Here is a 17,540-nt window from a genome sequence, read left to right on the forward strand (position 1 = left end):
CTTTTACAAATTCTATTCATAGGAGGTTATAAATGAGATGGAACATATAAAATATTCGATTATTATTCCTGTTTATAATGAAGAAGAAGTTATTGAAACAACGTACCAACGTTTAAGTAATGTAATGCATTCTACAAAAGAAAAATACGAGCTTTTATTTGTAAATGACGGAAGTCAAGATAAGACGGTAGAAATTTTGAAAGAGATTAGCTTACGTGATTCATCTATTAAACTAATTGATTTTTCAAGAAATTTTGGTCATCAAATTGCGATTACAGCAGGAATGGATTATGCAAAAGGAGAGGCAGTTGTTGTAATTGATGCAGATTTGCAAGATCCTCCAGAACTTATCCTCGATATGATTGACAAATGGAAACAAGGGTATGAAGTGGTATATGCGAAAAGAACAAAGCGAAAAGGAGAAACATTTTTTAAAAAGCAAACAGCAGCAATGTTTTATAGAACACTCCGCTCTATGACAGACATTGACATTCCTATTGACACAGGAGACTTTCGACTTATTGATCGTAAAGTATGTGAGCAAATGAAAGGTCTTCAAGAAAAGAACCGATTTGTTCGGGGACTTGTTAGCTGGGTTGGTTTTCATCAAACGGCTGTTGAATATGAACGTGATGAGCGAGCTGCAGGGGAAACAAAGTATCCACTTAAAAAAATGTTAAAGTTATCTCTTGATGGAATTACATCGTTCTCTTATAAACCATTGAAATTAGCAACGTATGCGGGTTCTCTTTTTTCAGGAGCAGGATTTATTTACATGCTGTATGTTTTATATTTGAAATTCTTTACAGAAAGCACTGTCACAGGTTGGGCTTCACTTGTAATTATTCAGCTATTTTTTAGTGGGGTTGTGCTCATTCTTCTTGGCGTAATTGGAGAATATATCGGACGCATCTATGATGAATCAAAAGGTCGACCTTTATATATTGTACGTGACATATATGGTACAGAAACGTCTGGAAAGAAAGAGAAGCAAATGATTCATGAATAAAGGAAGAACGTTTCTCAAATTTTGCATTGTGGGAGTTTCTAATACGATGATTGATTTTCTCGTTTTTACCCTTCTCGTTTTTGGGGGTATGCCAGCTGTTCTTTCTCAAGTAATTTCTTATAGTTGCGGGCTTTTTAACAGCTATATCCTAAATCGGAAATGGACGTTTAAACAATCATCTAAAGCTCAAAGAAGTGAACTATTCCGCTTTGTTCTCATTAACATGCTAACGCTTTTAATAATAATGAAATGTTTACTTTTATTTTCAGAGCAATTAGGATGGTCTCTTTTAATCAGCAAGGTGGGAGCTACCATCATCGGTTTGGGGATTAACTTTATAGGAACGAAAGCATGGGTATTTAAAGCACAAAATGGATAGAAAAAGAAATCAAATAAAATGGAGGAGAAAAAGATGAAGAAAGTAAGAAAAGCCGTTATTCCAGCAGCAGGGTTAGGTACTCGTTTTTTACCTGTTACAAAATCAATTCCAAAGGAAATGTTGCCGATTGTCAACAAACCGACAATTCAAATTATTGTAGAAGAAGCGCTGAAATCGGGAATTGAAGATATTATAATTGTGACCGGAAAAGGAAAACAAGCAATTGAAAATCATTTTGATTATGATGCTGAGCTCCAGAGACATTTAAGTGAGCAAGGAAAAGAAGAACAGCTTAATGCCATTCAACATGTTTCAAACTTAGCTAATATTCATTATGTTCGTCAAAAAGAACCAAAAGGTCTTGGCCATGCTATTTCTTGTGCTCGCACTTTTATTGGAGATGAGCCATTTGCGGTCCTTCTTGGAGATGATTTAACTTACTCTGAAGAACCTTGCTTGAAACAGCTCATTAAGCAATATGAGAAAAAAGAGTGTTCAGTTGTTGGCGTTCAGCCTGTCCCAACCGAAGAGATCAGCAGGTACGGAGTAATAGATCCGGCTGAGAAAGAACACCGCCTTTATCGAGTAGATTCATTTGTTGAAAAACCGCAACCTGAAGAAGCTCCTTCAAATTTAGCTATTATTGGTCGCTATGTTTTTACACCAGAAATTTTTACTTACTTAGAGAAACAGAAAGAAGGAAAAGGAGGCGAAATTCAGCTCACAGATGCTATTGAAGCAATGAATGAGTTACAAGCTGTTTTTGCTTATCAGTTTGAAGGTCAAAGATATGATGCAGGCGAGCCGCTCAGTTTTCTTTTAACAAACATTTCTTTCGCTTTAGAAGATAAGGAGCTTCGCGAACCAATGTTGAAAGAGCTTAAAAAGCTGGTCGAAAAAAGTGAACTTCATCATACATCCTAATGTAAAAAGCACAAAGTTGTTGGATTTTTTAACACCTTTGTGCTTTTTTTGTGAACAACACCAATTTTCAATAAAAACACTAGCGTAGTCTTGCTCACATATGGTACGATTTTCTTCGGAAAAATGTTATAGGAAAGATGAATGAGGTGATGATTGTGCAACCTTATTTCTATTTAGCTCTAGCTATTATTTTAGAAATTATCGGTAGCTCTATGCTTAAATCGTCAGCAGGATTTACGAAGCTTATCCCAAGTATAGGAGCCGTTGCTGGCATAGGAGCTGCTTTTTATTTTCTTTCTCTATCTCTTCAAAACATACCATTAAGTATGGCTTATGCTATTTGGTCTGGTGTTGGTACGGCTCTTACAGCTCTTGTTGGCATTATGATTTGGAAAGAAAATATAAGCATATATAGTGTAATAGGAATTATCATGATTATTGGTGGAGTTATCGTTTTAAATATGAAAGCTGCACCACATTAAAAACGCTTAAGCTTAGTAGCTTAAGCGTTTTTTAGTCACCCGACAACCCCGCCGACCTGGTTAAGTGTCCCGCAACAAGCGAATAATATGGGGAGCGGGTGACATATATAGCGTGTGTAAAACACGCAAAAATATACTTCCCTTTTTTCTTTCTATCAAAACTCTTTTTTATTTAAAAGATAAAAAGTTCAACTTTAATTTAATTTTTAATGAATTTATAAAGGATAATAAAAAAAATAATTTCTGAATATTATAATTTTTACATAAAAAGTAGAAAATTAAGATAATTTGGAAAAAAAGCAGGGGATATAAAATAATTGTCTAATTTAAGTAGATAGGAAAGAGAAATGACTTTTGATGGTAGAAAAATAACGAAGATAATTTAGCAATAAAATGAGTGACAAACATGGGGGAACTGGTAGTGGACATATTAATGGATAAAACATTAGGAGCGCTATATGGTTTAGCAATTGGTGATGCAATGGGAATGCCTGGGGAACTCTGGAGCAGAAGGAGAATTAAACAACACTTTGGTAAAATTGATACGTTTATCTCAGGACCACAAGAAAACGAAGCTGCACGCTATTATAAAAGTGGACAATATACAGATGATACAGCCCAAAGCATCGCTATTTTAGATGCTTTAATTGAGCGGAATTTTATTCCATCAACAACAGTAATTGCGGATCATCTTATTGAGTGGGCTGAACAAAATCAAGCTTTTGAACACAATATTCTTGGCCCAAGTTCAAAAATAGCGTTACAAACGATTCGGACAGGGGGAAATGCTTCTACTGTTACAGCGAAAGCTGAAACAAACGGAGCAGCAATGCGAATTGCTCCTATCGGATGTCTCATTCCATCTACTTACATGGAAGAAATTGTGAGGTATGTTTATGAAGTTAGTCGAGTAACGCATGGGTCAGATGTTGCTATTAGTGGAGCAGCAATGGTTGCGATGGCTGTTAGCGCCGCATTTGAAGATTGCAGTTGGGAGGAGATCATCCAAAAGGTAAAAGATACTTATAGTTGTTCTCTTAGCTTATATGGGACAGAAACATTTAGTCCATCATTAAAAGCAAGACTTGATCTTTGTTTGCAATATGCAGAGAAATTTAAGAATGAAGAAGACGCTTTTGCCGATCACCTTTATCACATTATCGGAGCGGGGACATTAACGTGTGAATCCGTGCCAACAGCTTTAGCTTTGGCGTATTATACAAAGGATGTTCATAAATGTAGTATCATGTGTGCCAATTTAGGAGGAGATACGGATACTATTGGAGCTATGGCAACAGCAATATGCGGAGCGAAGGTAGGAATTACAGGAATTTTACCAGAATGGATTGAGACGATTAATAGAAGCAATGGAGTCGATTTTACTTACTATGCTGAACACCTTGTGAAATATCGAAGATTTCATTATTAAGGGGGAGGAAAATGAGTAAACCATCTTCATCTATTTTTTTGTCACCTTCTGAGCGGTCGGGAAAACCAAAGGAACTCTTTTTTATTTGGTTTGCAAGTAATATTGGAATTTTAGGTGTTGTATACGGCACAATGATTGTCGGGTTTGGCCTTAGCTTTTTTCAATCGCTGCTTGCGGCTATGCTTGGATCGCTATCTTTTATCCTTGTTGGATTAACAAGTATTTCGGGTAAAAATACGGGAGCAAATATGCTCACGTTATCTCGAGCAGCTTTCGGAAGAAAAGGAAACTATTTTCCAACGTTGATGGTCTGGATGAGTTTTGTTGGTTGGCTTGCTGTTAATGTTATTACAGGCACTTTAACATTGTTGTCATTACTTAATGTTTGGGGTTTAAATACAACGTCGTTACTAACAGTTGTCAGCCTTTTTGCTTTTTCTCTTCTTGTTTTACTTTCAAATTTATTTAGTCAAAAAGTACTTGTAAAAGCTCAAACCATTTTTACATACGTTTTTGGTTTGTTAACTCTTTTTGTAATAGCCTTACTTATCCCTAAAACAAACTGGCAAGCTTTGTTTCAAATAAATAACGGGGATTGGTTAACGTCTTTTCTTCCTGCTGTTTCTATTATTATTGCAGGCACTGGCATTGGATGGGTAGGGGCTGGTGCTGATTATAGTCGTTATCAACATCCTAAAACTTCTTCTCAATCCGTTGTTATGAGCGTAACTTTAGGAGCTTTTTTTCCGTTATTTATTATTATGAGCGCTGGGATTTTAATGACAACGTCCGTTCCGTCATTAGGAACAGCGGATAATCCAATTAATGTAATTAGTCAAGCTCTTCCATCTTGGATGACGGCTCTTTATTTTCTTACAGCTTTAGGTGGGTTAATTCCGCAATGTATTTTAAGTTTAAAATCAGCGCGTACAAATTTACAGACGTTAGATATTCATGTGAAAGACTCCACAGCGATTTTTATCCATGCTATCATTATTATTGCTCTTCCTGTGTATGTTTTGTTTTTCTCTCAAAATTTCCTAGGAGATTTTCAGGTTTTCTTAGGGCTAGTCGGAATTGGGTTAGCTTCTTGGGGAGCTACGTTTCTCGTTGATTTTGCTCTTGTTCGGAGGAAATTTGGGTATGATGAAAAACTGTTGAGAAACAAGGCAGAGGTAATAAATCCAGCGGGACTTTTAAGTTGGTTGATTGGAATTGCGGCAGGTCTGGCGTTTACAAATACGTCATTTTTTACTGGGCCATTTGCAAGAGGGATTTTTGAGGATAGTAGTTTAGGTGTATTATTAGCATTTATTGTGAGTGGAGTTGTACAAGCTGTTTTAGTAAATGTGCAATCTTCAAAGAGTAGAGGTGTAGAAAGTGGAAAAATGGCAAAATGAAGACACGAACGAGCCTGGACCGAAAGGAAAAGTACTTATTCTCGGTGCAGCTATTATTGATGTAATCATTAAAGTAGCAGAGCTTCCTAAAAGCGGTCAAGATATTTTTGGAAGAGCGGATCAAGTGACGGTTGGTGGTTGTGCTTATAATGTATCAAGTGTGTTAAAACAGCTTTGTATTCCACATGACTTACTTATCCCTGTTGGAGAGGGGATTTGTGCAAAGATCATTAGAGAGGAGCTTCTGAAAGAAGAATATCCGCTTCTTATTGAAGAACCATATGACAACGGCTGGAGTTTATGCATTGTTGAAGAAGGTGGAGAACGAACATTTATAAGTATACCAGGGATTGAAACACAGTGGAAAGAAGAATGGTTTCAGGTTATTGAAATTGAAACATACGACTACATTTATATATCAGGATACGAATTAGAAGGTCCTTCAGGCTATATCGTTACAAAAGCGCTTGAAAAACGGAAGAAAGAAGCTAAGCTAATTTTTGATCCAAGTCCAAGAATCAAATTTATTGATGAAAGCGTTATAAAAAAGGTTTTGACAAAAGGAACAATTGTTCATTCAAATAAGGCAGAACTTCTTTGCCTAACAAGTGAAAGCTCTGTTGAAGACGGAGCACGTGCTATTTTTGATAAAACGGGTGAACCTGTAATTATCACATTAGGTGCTGAAGGAACGTTCTTTTACACAGAAGAAGAAAGTGACCTTATTCCATCAGAGCCTGCTCTTGTCGTTGATACAATCGGTGCAGGAGATTCACACCTTGCTTGTTTTATTGCAGGTCTTGCTGTCAATTTATCGTTAAGAGAAGCGTGTGCAGTTGGAAATGGTATTGCAAGGCTTGTTGTACAGCAATCAGGTAGTAAACTTGTTTTATAAAAGAGATGATGCGAATTTCGCATCGTCTCTTTTTTTAGTGATTTCTTCTAAAGAAAAACAATACACAACACATTTTTTCCAAAAAGCAAGAATTAGTGTTAAAAGATATGACAAATGTGAGGTTTGAATTTGGAAAATCGTCTATGATTTACAAAAGATTACTAAGGGAATAACTTTTTTGTGAGAATATATGACACACCTTACTTTTTTAAAAGGAAACGGGAAGGAGAGGGGAAAGAGGGATGGAGAATATATATGACATTCTAACTTTGTTGAAATGTTCTAAACCAAAAGCTGTTTTAGCTACTATTATTGAAGTAGAAGGATCATCATATCGCAAAGAAGGAACATCAATGCTCTTATTGGAAAATGGAGAAAAAGCAGGTGTTTTAAGTGCAGGCTGTTTGGAAGAAGATTTATTTCAACGTGCAGCAGACTTCTTTGGAACATCAAAATCGGCTACTTTTACATTTAACATGAAGAGCGAAGATGACTTGCTATGGGGGACTGGAGCGGGATGTAATGGAATCATTCACGTGCTTATTCAAGGAATAGATGAAAAACTGCGTAAGCATTTACTAATGCTTGGAGAATTTTTAAAACACGGCAAAACTGTAACCGTTGTAAAGAAAATTACGCATGATTTAAGAGTTTCTCACTATCTGTTCATTTCAGAAGATGAATATGTTTTCGGAGAGTGGGAAGGAGCAGTTTCTCCAAATGTAAAAAAATTGATGTTATATGGAAAAGAAAAGAGTGGTGTGGCATTTTTTAACGAACATGCCTCATATGTATATGTTCACTGTTTTTATCCAAAACCACGACTTCTATTATTTGGAGGTGGAGAAGATGCTATCCCCCTTGCAAGACTTGCAGCTCAAACTGGTTTTTCTGTGACAGTAACAGATTGGAGAAGAAGTTACTGTCACAGAGAAGCGTTTCCTCTTGCAGATGAGCTCATTGTCTCTTTTCCACATGAAGTAATCAATAAAATGACTATTCAGTCTAAAGACTTTGTTGTCATCCTCACCCATAATTTTCAACGTGACCAAGAAATTTTATCTCTTCTAGAAAAGAAACAGCTTCAGTATGTAGGAGTACTAGGATCTGCGAATAGAACGAAGCGGCTCTTTGAAGGAAGAGAAGTTCCCCCTTATATATACAGTCCAGTTGGTCTCTCAATAGGAGCAGAAGGACCTGAAGAAATTGCGGTTAGCATTGTGGCGCAGCTTGTTCAGCAACAGCGTTTAGCAGTGCGAGAAAGCCGTACATCAGCATGAAAATAGCAGGAATCTTTCTAGCTGCAGGTTCTAGCAAGAGAATGGGAGTAGATAAATTATCTTTACCTTTTCAAACCTCTACCATCGGGAATACATCTCTTTCACATGCTCTTTTATCTCAACTTCATACCATTATCGTTGTTCACCGTCCAAATGATGATCTTTTTTGGATGAACAAAAGTGATAAAAGAGTTCACTTCGTTTCTTGTATAAGAGCTGAAAAAGGGCAGGCATATTCATTAAAGTGTGGTGTGCAAGAAGCAATACATCAACAAGCAAATGCAGTTGTTGTTCTTCTGGCAGATCAGCCTTTTGTAACTTCTACAATGGTTAATCATCTAATGTTCACCTACTCTAAGCAACCGTTCCTTTCCTTTATTGCCCCTCGTTTTCAAGGGACGACGGCGCCTCCTATCTTATTTGCGGCTAGTATGTTTCCTCTTCTTTTAAGTTTAGAAGGAGATATAGGAGCTAGGAAGATCTTAAAACACAGAAGTGATGGTCTTTTTCTTTCTTATAAGGAAAAGAAGTGGCTCTATGATATTGATACAAAAGAAGCATATGAACATGTTTTTGGGGAAAGGAGAAAATGATGATTAACGAAGCAATGACAAGCACGCCGTATGTTTGGATACCAAATACAATTACAGAAGCTTTGGATATGAAGAGAAAGCTAGGACTAAAAGCAGAATTTATTGCAGGAGGCACCCTCCTTCAAATTCAATGGGAAAAAAGTGGAGAGACGCCGAAGCATTTAATTAGTTTAGAAAACATAACAGAACTTACAGGCATTACGGAATGTAAAGAAAAAGAACTTTCTATTAAACTAGGCGCTCTCTCAACGCTCTCACATTGTCTTAAAAATGAACTTATTAAAAAGTACGCTCCATTCTTACAAGAAGCTCTTAGAGAAATAGGCTGTGTTTCTGTTCGGAACAGAGGAACAATTGGAGGAAACATAGCTGGTGTTTATGGAGATCTTCTTCCTCTTTTGGTTGCAATTGATGCAGAAATTGAAGTGTTTACACTAAAAGGTTATGAACGAAAGAAAATCGTGAAATGGTTAGAGGAGCGGAAGCTTAATCGTATCTATGAAGAAATAGTAACGGCCATTTATCTTAAAAAGCAATATGAATCCCCCTTTTATCAAAAAGTAGGCGGCAGGGAAGCTTTTACACTTTCAACGCTAACAGTCGCTGGCTATATTGAAAAAGATAAGGAAGAAATAAAGGAAGTTCGTCTTGTAACAGGCTATGCAAACAATGAGACAAAACGCCTTTTTGATTGTGAAGACTGGATTAAAAAAAATATGAAAAAAAGAGAAGATTTAAGGTTATTAAAAGAAAAGATAAAAAAAGAATTTTGCCCTTATACAGATGCTATTGCTTCTGGAACATATCGCCAAAAGCTTGCTTGTAACATTATTGAAGAAAAAGTACACAAAATTTTATTTGGCGAGAAGATGAAAGAGGAGGGGCTTTGATGAATGAAACAATAAAAGACAGAGTTCGTCCTGATGGAAAAGAGAAAGTAACAGGAGAACTTAAATATTTAACAGACTTAACTTTTTCAAATATGCTGTATGGAAAAGTACTCAGAAGTAAGTATCCTCATGCAAATATCATCTCAATTTGCACGAAAAAAGCTGAAGAATTAGCAGGAGTAAAAGCGGTTGTAACAAGTAAAGATGTGAAGGGAATGAATCGATTTGGAATTGTTTTTCCTGATCAACCTGTTTTTTGTGAAGAGCGAGTTCGCTATATAGGAGATGCTATTGCAGCGGTAGCGGCTGAAAGTGAAAGGATAGCCGAACAGGCATTAGAGCTTATTGAAGTATGTTATGAAGAGCTTCCTATCATTTCTAGTCCAGAACAAGCCTTAGAGAAAAATGCTGTGAAACTTCATCCAAATGGCAATGTTTTATATCAAGCACAGTATGAAAAAGGGGATGTTGAAGAAGGATTTGCAAACTGTGACGTAATTATTGAAGAAACATATAAACTGCCTCGGCAAGCCCATCTTTATATGGAAACAGAAGGAGGAGTTGTTGTTCCAGAAGAGGATGGAAAAATTACGGTTTACATGGGAACACAGCATGGTTATAAAGATCGTTTTCAGCTTGCTCGCATTCTTGCCATTCCCGAACAGGATATAAGAGTAGTTTCAAGTCCAATGGGCGGCTCTTTTGGCGGGAAGGATGAGCTCAATGTGCAGCAATATGGAGCAATTCTTGCCCTGAAAACGCAGCAACCTGTGAAACTTCATCAAACTAGACGGGAATCCATTCGTTCAAGTATAAAACGTCATCCAATGAAAATTAGGATGAAAACAGGTGCAACAAAAAAAGGAAAAGTGCTTGCTCAAGAGACAAATATTATAGCAGATACAGGAGCATATGCAACATTAGGTCCAGCAGTATTGGATTTTGCCGTTGAACATGCTATAGGTCCTTATCTTATTCCACATGTTAAAACAAAAGGAGTTTCTGTTTTTACTAATAATGGTGTAGCAGGGGAGTTTCGGGGGTTTGGAGGAAATCAAATTACGTTTGCACTTGAAGGTCAAATGGATCGTTTAGCTGAGGAGCTTAAGATAGAACCTCTTCAAATTCGAGCTCAGAATCTTAGAGAAACGTTTGATCCAGGCCCTTTAGGCCAGAAAATTGCGCCAACAGATGGAGCGCGAGATGTGCTTTGTGCTATTGGAGAATCTCCTATTTTACAAAAAGAGAGAAGGAGAAAAGAAGGAAAGCTAATTGGAGTAGGAACAGCTATAACAATGCATGGTGGTGGGTTAGGATTTGGACGACTTGATGCAGCTGGGGGAAGACTTTCTTTAACGAAAGATGGAGAAATTGAAATATCTTTTGGATTTGAAGAATGTGGGCAAGGATTGCTATCTGTCATTGAAAATATTACAACAGAGGAGCTTGGATGTGCTCCAGAAGATTTGAAAATTGTGATTGGAGATACTAAATATGTTCCTTCTTCTGGATCTTCAACTGCGTCAAGAGGCACAAGTATGGTATGGCAAGCAATTCAAAGAATGAAAGGAGAATTTACAGCTCAATTACTACAAGGAGTTTCTCAGTTTCTCAATTTGCCGACTGACTTCCTTTTATTAGGAGTAGGAGGGATATGGTATAAACAAGACGAGCGTGAACATAACCTTTGCCTAACATACAAAGAAGTGGCTAAGCGTATTTTTTCTCACAAACTCCCTCGTGTGGAAACTCATTTTCATTTTCCAACAACTCCTGATGCTGTTGTTGGAGGTCATTTTCTATACGCCTTCGGGGCTGTTGCGGTTGAAGTTGAAGTAGACGTTATAACAGGAATGGTGAAAGTGTCAAAAATGGACCATGCTATCGCGGCAGGACCTGTTATAAGCGAACGAGGTTATCAAGGGCAAATTGAAGGAGGAGCGGCTATGGCTCTTGGCTATTCTCTAATGGAAGATTCACATATATGTAGTGGGTTATATACAAGAGATAATATTGACACATACCTTATTCCAAGTATTTCAGATTTGCCTCTTCAAATGAACATAAGCAAAATTGAGACGCTCCATAAAGAAGATAGCTATGGTCCTAGAGGCGTTGGAGAAATCGGAACAATTGCTGTTGCTCCTGCTATTGCAGCAGCTGTTTATGATGCTACCAAGTGCTTTGTAAATAAACTCCCTCTTCAACCTGAAAATATATTAGATAATCTTGAGGAAGGAGCGAAAAAATGAGCTATGAAAAACTAGAAAAGCATCATGTGAAAGAAAAACTAGAAAAGCATCATGTGAAAGAAGAACGAGAAAAGTTAAAGCTTACTTTTTCTATAAACGATGAAGAATTTACAATCACTGTCTCTCCAACAAAAAGACTTGTCGATATTTTGCGAGATGATCTCTCTTTAACAGGTACAAAAGTTTCGTGTGGAATTGGTAGGTGCGGAGCATGTTTGATTTTAATGGATGGGAATTTAGTGAATTCCTGTTTATTGCTCTCTTATCAAGTTCAAAATGCGCACATTACTACAATTGAGGGATTAAAAAAAGGGGACTTAGATATTTGTCAAAAAGCTTTTTTAGATGAAGGTGGGTTTCAGTGTGGATATTGTACATCAGGAATGATTATGGCCACTAAATATTTGTTTCAAGAAAACGAAAATCCCACAGATTGCGAAATTAAAGAAGGCTTGTCTGGGAATCTTTGTCGCTGCACAGGGTATGGAGGAATTTACAGAGCCGTTGATAGCATCAAACGAACGCTTGATTCTCAATCAAAGATAGAATCATAGCGTAATCACTTCATTATATTCTTTCATTTTTTAGTAGGTTAAATGCCGTTTCGTCCTTCACTAAGTTGAATAAATTATAAAAGATGAATCAATGTACGAAGTGGAGGAGGAAGACAGGTGTCAGGGATAAATTTTTGTGGACCTCTAGGCAACTGTGGGGAGGAAGGAGCGACGGGAGCAACAGGAGTCACGGGAGCAACGGGAGTAATCGGAACAACGGGAGTAACGGGCCCAACAGGTACTAGTGTGACAACAAGTGGAATGTTTGCTTCAAACACGCTTGGATCTGTGATTGTTGTTGCCTTAGGTGGATCAACAAATATTCGCCTTCCGAACAACCAAAGTTTAGGAAACTTTATTGTAAGTGCAAATGATACAGTTTTCACTGTGCCTGAAACAGGTCGCTATTATATTACGTATCAAATTAATACAACAGTTGGCCTTGGGATTGGAGCTGGAGCAAGGGTAACGGCAAATGGGACGCCAATTCCAGGTACAATCCTAGTCCCGGCTGTTAGTAATGCCACATTTTATAGAGATTGTATTACGCCGCTTACAGCAGGGAGTACACTTTCTCTTCAGCTTTTTAGCAGCATTTTATTAACGGCTACTCTGATATCTGGTGGAGGAACAATCGGAGCTTCTCTCAACGTAATAAGAATTCAATAGGAGAATGAAGAAGACCTTGCTTGAGTTAAAGAAGGTCTTTTTAGCATATGCCTCTATTCTGTCAAAAAAAGAAGGAAGAAATTTATCGTATAAAACAGTGCTTTTTTATAAATTATAAGAAGAAATTGAAACATAAAGAGATGAAAAACGATGAAAGCAAAAAGCATAGTGAAAGGACTAGCGTTTGTTTTATTTTTATATGTTACATACGCTGTAGTAACAGCAGTTGCTTTGTTTTATCTTCCTATTGAAAAAATGGATGAAGCTAGTAGAAGTACAGCTCATGTTTGGAAAGATCAGCATTCTAAAGATGACCGAGTACTGCTTCTTGAAGACGGCTATAACTCAGGAATTGCTCGAATAAAGATGATTCAAGAAGCAAGGAATTCAATTGACATTGCCTATTATTCCATTGGAAAAGGAGAATCTACTGATTTCGTTTTAGGGGCGTTGTTTCAAGCAGCAGACCGAGGTGTACGTGTACGCGTGCTTTTGGACGGTATTTGCCATAATCTACGAGGAAAAAGAAGTGATGTTCGATATGCTTTAGCTTCACATCCGAATATCCAGCTAAAATACTATGAGCCATTTACACTATTAAAGCCATGGACTTGGAATAATCGCCTTCATGACAAAATAATGATGGCAGATGAGGATTTAGCCATTATTGGAGGGAGAAATATAGGAGACAAGTACTTGGCGAAGACCCCTTCTGATGATTTTGTTTATGATCGGGATACGATAGTATTTAATGAAACACAGCGCAAAGATAGCGTTATTATTCCAATGAAAAACTATATGAATGAACTGTGGAAGCATCCCTATACAAAGACTATTTTCCAAAACCTTTCAAAAAGTGAACGAGAAAAGGGAGAACGCGTGAGAGATCGTTTGAAAGATAAATATCAAAAAGCAAAAGAAATTCAAAATGAATTTGTGAGTCCACTTTTTCAGTGGAAAACATCAACAGTGCCTGCTCATAAAGTTGCTTTTATTCATAATCCAATCGAACGGTTTCATAAAACACCTGTTGTTTGGGAGAGTTTAATCTCACTCGGAAAACAAGCTCATACTTCTATGGTTATTCAGAGTCCTTATATTGTTCCAACTAAAAATATGGAAAAATATCTGCCTCGTAAAAGAAATGAAAAGATAGAGACAACGGTTCTTACTAATTCGTTAATTTCTACACCGAATGCTCTTGCTTTTGCGGGATATATGGCATCAAGAGATCATATTGTTCAAACAGGATCTACGCTTTATGAATACGGTGGACCACATTCTATACATGGAAAGTCCATTGTTTATGATCAAAGCTTGAGCGTTGTTGGGTCTTTTAATATCGATTCACGTTCAGTTTTCTTGAATACAGAATCTGTTCTTATTATTGATAGTGAGTCATTTGCATCAGAGTTAACGAAAGCTATTGATGATAAAGTAGAGCATAGTGCGCTTATAGCGAAAGACCAACAGTATGTACGAAAACCTTATGAAGAGAAACAAAAAGCACCTTTTTTAAAATCTACATTCCTTCGTGTACTTTCCAAAATGACCGTGTTATGGAAAGAACTTATTTAACTCACATATTATAAATGCTTAAAACCCTTATCAGCTTTGATAAGGGTTTTTTAAGGTTTATGTAAGGTTTACATTAAAATGATGTAAGGTTCGGCATCTATAATCGTTCTTGTAGCTTAGTCAAGGAGGAACACAAATGAAAACCATTTTAAAAGCAAGAAACATTCAAAAGGTATTTGGAACTAAAGGAAATGTATATAGAGCATTAGAAGACATTAATCTAGAAATTCAAGAAGGAGAATTTATCGGCGTTATGGGGCCCTCTGGTGCAGGGAAGTCAACATTACTAAATATTTTTTCAACCATTGATACCCCAACAGCTGGAGAGGTTATGATCTCAGAACAAAACATCGTCAAAATGAAAGAAAAGGAACTTTCGGACTTTAGAAGAGACAAACTCGGCTTTATTTTTCAAGACTATAACCTTCTTGACACATTAACGGTAAAAGAAAATATTCTTCTGCCTCTTGCTCTAGCAAAAGTCTCAGCAGCAGAAATTGAAAAACGGGTGAACGATATTGCTAAAACGTTCGGCATTAGTGACCTTCTCGATAAATATCCTTACCATATATCAGGGGGGCAGAAACAGCGTACAGCAGCAGCGCGAGCGATTATTGCAAATCCTGCTTTAGTATTAGCAGATGAACCAACAGGAGCTCTTGACTCTAAATCTGCGAAAAGTTTGTTAGAAAGCTTAACGAAATTAAATAGAGAAAGAGAAGCAACGATTATGATGGTTACACACGACGCTTTTGCAGCAAGTTTTTGCAAACGTGTATTGTTTATTAAGGATGGCAGCATTGCTGCTGAAATTTATAAAGGTGAAAAAGATCGCCAAGGTTTCTTTGAGCAAATTCTACATGTTCTTGCTTCCATTGGAGGTGGAGCATAGATGAGCCTTTTTAGTATTGCTAGAAAAAATATGAGGAAAAATTTCAAAAATTATTTTTTGTATTTTACATCTCTTATTTTTAGTATTGTCATCTATTTTACGTTTATTTCGTTAAAATACGATAAAACCATTCAAACAACTTCTGATTCTTCACCAAAAATCAGCTCTGCTTTTAATGGAGCATCTGTTATTTTAATCATTTTTGTAGCGGTTTTTATTTGGTATTCCAATACTTTTTTTACGAGAAAGCGAAAAAAAGAAGTTGGATTATATGCGTTACTTGGTGTGCGTAAAAAACAGATTGGTCGCATGCTCTTTTATGAGAATTTCATTATGGGAATAGGAGCTCTATTTGTAGGGATTTTACTTGGAGCATTTCTATCTAGATTTTTTGTGTCTCTTTTAATGAGTATTATGGGATACGAAGTGCTTGGGAGTTTTGAGATTTCTTTTAGCTCTGTGATAAACACAATTACTGTATTTCTTATTATAACACTTATTGCTTCTTTTCAAGGTTATCGTTTAGTTTATCGTTTTCAACTTATTGAACTTTTCCGTGCGGATCAAGAAGGAGAGAAAGAGCCAAAAGCATCTCTTTTCATCGCACTTTTATCGCTTATACTCATTGGAATTGGTTATTGGCTTGCGCTTCAAAACTTATTGCAATCGGAAGTTTGGAAAACGATAGGGTTTATGATGACTCCTCTCGTTATCCTAGTAACGGTTATACTAGGTTCGTATCTTTTATTTAATACATTATCTCTTTATGTATTAAAGCTTGTTAAGAAAAATAAAAGCTATGCTTGGCGGGGAAGTAATCTCATTGGTGTTTCTCAGCTTCTATATCGAATAAAAGGAAATGCTCGTATGCTGACGATTATTGCAATACTTAGTGCAACAACCTTAACAGCCGTTGGAACAGCATACAGTTTTTATTACAACAATAAAAGCAACGTAGAAATCAATGACCCGAACAGTATGATGTTTAGGGATGAAGATGAAAGTAAGGCAAAAATCGTTCAAGATTTAATCCATAAAAATAAAGAGCATAAAGTAGTGTATCATAAACAAATTTCAACGCTTGAGCTAAAAGGAGATAGTACAGATTTAAAGAATACACTGCCTTTTAATACAATAATGTACACTGTAATTTCATCTACGGATTTCAATGAGTTAGCAAAAGAGCAAAAAAGGAAAGATAAGCTCTCTTTAAAAGGAGATGAAGCAGCTGTATTAGAGCCGGCCTATTTTGAAGGGATAACACCTAAATACGTAGGCTCAACCGTTTCTTTAAAAGGAAATGAGCAATTGAGGGAAATTACGTTTACAAAGTTGAAAAAGTATAATGTTTTAAACACGTATACAGCGGGAGCAACCGTTGTTGTAAGCGATAATATGTTTGCGCAGTTAGTAAAAAATGAGAAACAAGTAAACATGGAAGTTTATGAAATCACAAACGAAGATCACGCAAAACAACTTACGGAAAGTATTAACGCTGTTCTTGCTGATAATGCACAATTCTCAAGCTTTTATGAAGATTATGCTTCAGGACTAGAGGCTGCGGGCTTGATGATATTTATGGGAGGTTTTTTAGGACTCGTATTTCTTGCTGCGACAGGAAGTATTATTTATTTCAAACAATTAGCAGAAGCAAATGCAGATAGAAGTCGCTACGTTGTTTTATATAAAATTGGTGTAGATAAAAGGCAAATTAAGAAAACAATAGCGAAACAGCAGGCATTTATATTTACGCTTCCTTTAATTATAGGGATTGCTCATTGTAGTGTGGCTTTAACCGCTTTATCAAAGTTATTACAAACAAATCTAGTTGTGCCAGTTATTATATGCATAAGTGTATATACTTTCATATATGTGTTGTATTACATTTTAACTGTAAACTCGTATTACAAAATTGTGATGAAAACAAATGAATAAAAAAGGAGACAAATCATGAAAAAAACAGCAATCATTCTTATAACGTTTTTAGTTGTATTAGGTGGAGCGTTTCTATTTCTTCAGAATGTAAATATTAATCGATTAGGTACTGACAAATATTATACACAAATTATAGGTGAGGGCAAAAAGTTAGAGGAGAAAGCCACTAGTGGAGAAGTGTTTGTGAGATATGAATATACACTTCGGGCAGCAAAGGAAGACGGTGAAGCCAAAACTGTAACATTTACGTCTCAAAACCCACTCCGCCAGCAAGCTTATTTAGAGCTATTTATAAAAAACGATAAAGGTGTAACATCATATGAAGAAATAAACGAAGATAAAGTTCCTCAAAAAGTAAAAGAAAAATTCATGTGAGTCA

At 36.5% G+C, this 17,540-nt stretch carries 17 protein-coding genes; all 17 read left to right on the forward strand.

The window, feature by feature from the left end:
- The first annotated feature begins 37 nt into the window (after nucleotides 1-37).
- Nucleotides 38-1,009 (forward strand): glycosyltransferase family 2 protein, encoded by a 972-nt coding sequence (locus MOC86_RS14875; protein WP_268584859.1) that lies wholly within the window; start codon nucleotides 38-40, stop codon nucleotides 1,007-1,009.
- Complete coding sequence (locus MOC86_RS14880) at nucleotides 1,002-1,388, forward strand: GtrA family protein (protein ID WP_268584860.1); 387 nt, start codon at nucleotides 1,002-1,004, stop codon at nucleotides 1,386-1,388. Before MOC86_RS14875 ends, MOC86_RS14880 begins: the two co-directional genes overlap by 8 nt.
- 33 nt (nucleotides 1,389-1,421) lie before the next feature.
- On the forward strand, nucleotides 1,422-2,312 hold the full coding sequence (gene galU / locus MOC86_RS14885) for a UTP--glucose-1-phosphate uridylyltransferase GalU (RefSeq protein WP_268584861.1): 891 nt from the start codon (nucleotides 1,422-1,424) through the stop codon (nucleotides 2,310-2,312).
- Between the two features lie 155 nt (nucleotides 2,313-2,467).
- Entirely contained in the window at nucleotides 2,468-2,794 is a 327-nt protein-coding gene (locus tag MOC86_RS14890) for a DMT family transporter (RefSeq protein WP_061805143.1), read from the forward strand.
- 421 nt (nucleotides 2,795-3,215) lie between these two features.
- Nucleotides 3,216-4,223, forward strand: coding sequence for an ADP-ribosylglycohydrolase family protein (locus MOC86_RS14895; protein WP_268584862.1), 1,008 nt, complete (start codon nucleotides 3,216-3,218; stop codon nucleotides 4,221-4,223).
- A gap of 11 nt (nucleotides 4,224-4,234) precedes the next feature.
- Nucleotides 4,235-5,623, forward strand: coding sequence for a purine-cytosine permease family protein (locus MOC86_RS14900; protein ID WP_268584863.1), 1,389 nt, complete (start codon nucleotides 4,235-4,237; stop codon nucleotides 5,621-5,623).
- Nucleotides 5,604-6,518 carry a PfkB family carbohydrate kinase gene (locus MOC86_RS14905; protein WP_268584864.1) on the forward strand — a complete coding sequence of 305 codons (915 nt, stop codon included), beginning with the start codon at nucleotides 5,604-5,606 and terminating at the stop codon, nucleotides 6,516-6,518. The genes MOC86_RS14900 and MOC86_RS14905 overlap by 20 nt, the downstream gene beginning before the upstream one ends.
- 242 nt (nucleotides 6,519-6,760) lie before the next feature.
- A complete protein-coding gene (locus tag MOC86_RS14910; RefSeq protein ID WP_268584865.1) occupies nucleotides 6,761-7,798 on the forward strand; it encodes an XdhC family protein in 1,038 nt (345 codons plus the stop codon).
- A complete protein-coding gene (locus tag MOC86_RS14915) occupies nucleotides 7,795-8,391 on the forward strand; it encodes a nucleotidyltransferase family protein (protein WP_268584866.1) in 597 nt (198 codons plus the stop codon). Before MOC86_RS14910 ends, MOC86_RS14915 begins: the two co-directional genes overlap by 4 nt.
- The gene (locus tag MOC86_RS14920) at nucleotides 8,391-9,281 is read left to right on the forward strand and encodes an FAD binding domain-containing protein (protein ID WP_268584867.1); all 891 of its coding nucleotides are present in this window, start codon (nucleotides 8,391-8,393) and stop codon (nucleotides 9,279-9,281) included. The genes MOC86_RS14915 and MOC86_RS14920 overlap by 1 nt, the downstream gene beginning before the upstream one ends.
- Nucleotides 9,281-11,533, forward strand: a complete 2,253-nt coding sequence (gene pucD / locus MOC86_RS14925) for a xanthine dehydrogenase subunit D (RefSeq protein ID WP_268584868.1) — start codon at nucleotides 9,281-9,283, stop codon at nucleotides 11,531-11,533. The genes MOC86_RS14920 and pucD overlap by 1 nt, the downstream gene beginning before the upstream one ends.
- The gene (locus MOC86_RS14930) at nucleotides 11,530-12,087 is read left to right on the forward strand and encodes a (2Fe-2S)-binding protein (RefSeq protein WP_268584869.1); all 558 of its coding nucleotides are present in this window, start codon (nucleotides 11,530-11,532) and stop codon (nucleotides 12,085-12,087) included. Before pucD ends, MOC86_RS14930 begins: the two co-directional genes overlap by 4 nt.
- 117 nt (nucleotides 12,088-12,204) lie before the next feature.
- The gene (locus tag MOC86_RS14935) at nucleotides 12,205-12,756 is read left to right on the forward strand and encodes a BclA C-terminal domain-containing protein (protein WP_268584870.1); all 552 of its coding nucleotides are present in this window, start codon (nucleotides 12,205-12,207) and stop codon (nucleotides 12,754-12,756) included.
- Between the two features lie 150 nt (nucleotides 12,757-12,906).
- Complete coding sequence (locus tag MOC86_RS14940; protein WP_268584871.1) at nucleotides 12,907-14,334, forward strand: phospholipase D-like domain-containing protein; 1,428 nt, start codon at nucleotides 12,907-12,909, stop codon at nucleotides 14,332-14,334.
- Nucleotides 14,335-14,470: 136 nt separating this feature from the next.
- Nucleotides 14,471-15,226, forward strand: a complete 756-nt coding sequence (locus tag MOC86_RS14945; RefSeq protein WP_268584872.1) for an ABC transporter ATP-binding protein — start codon at nucleotides 14,471-14,473, stop codon at nucleotides 15,224-15,226.
- Entirely contained in the window at nucleotides 15,227-17,161 is a 1,935-nt protein-coding gene (locus MOC86_RS14950) for an ABC transporter permease (RefSeq protein ID WP_268584873.1), read from the forward strand.
- Nucleotides 17,162-17,176: 15 nt separating this feature from the next.
- Nucleotides 17,177-17,536, forward strand: coding sequence for a YxeA family protein (locus MOC86_RS14955; protein WP_268584874.1), 360 nt, complete (start codon nucleotides 17,177-17,179; stop codon nucleotides 17,534-17,536).
- The last annotated feature ends 4 nt before the right edge of the window (nucleotides 17,537-17,540 follow it).

Origin of the sequence: Priestia endophytica, assembly GCF_026790145.1 — a bacterium.
In the GTDB taxonomy this organism is placed as follows: Bacteria; Bacillota; Bacilli; order Bacillales; family Bacillaceae_H; genus Bacillus_I; species Bacillus_I endophytica_A.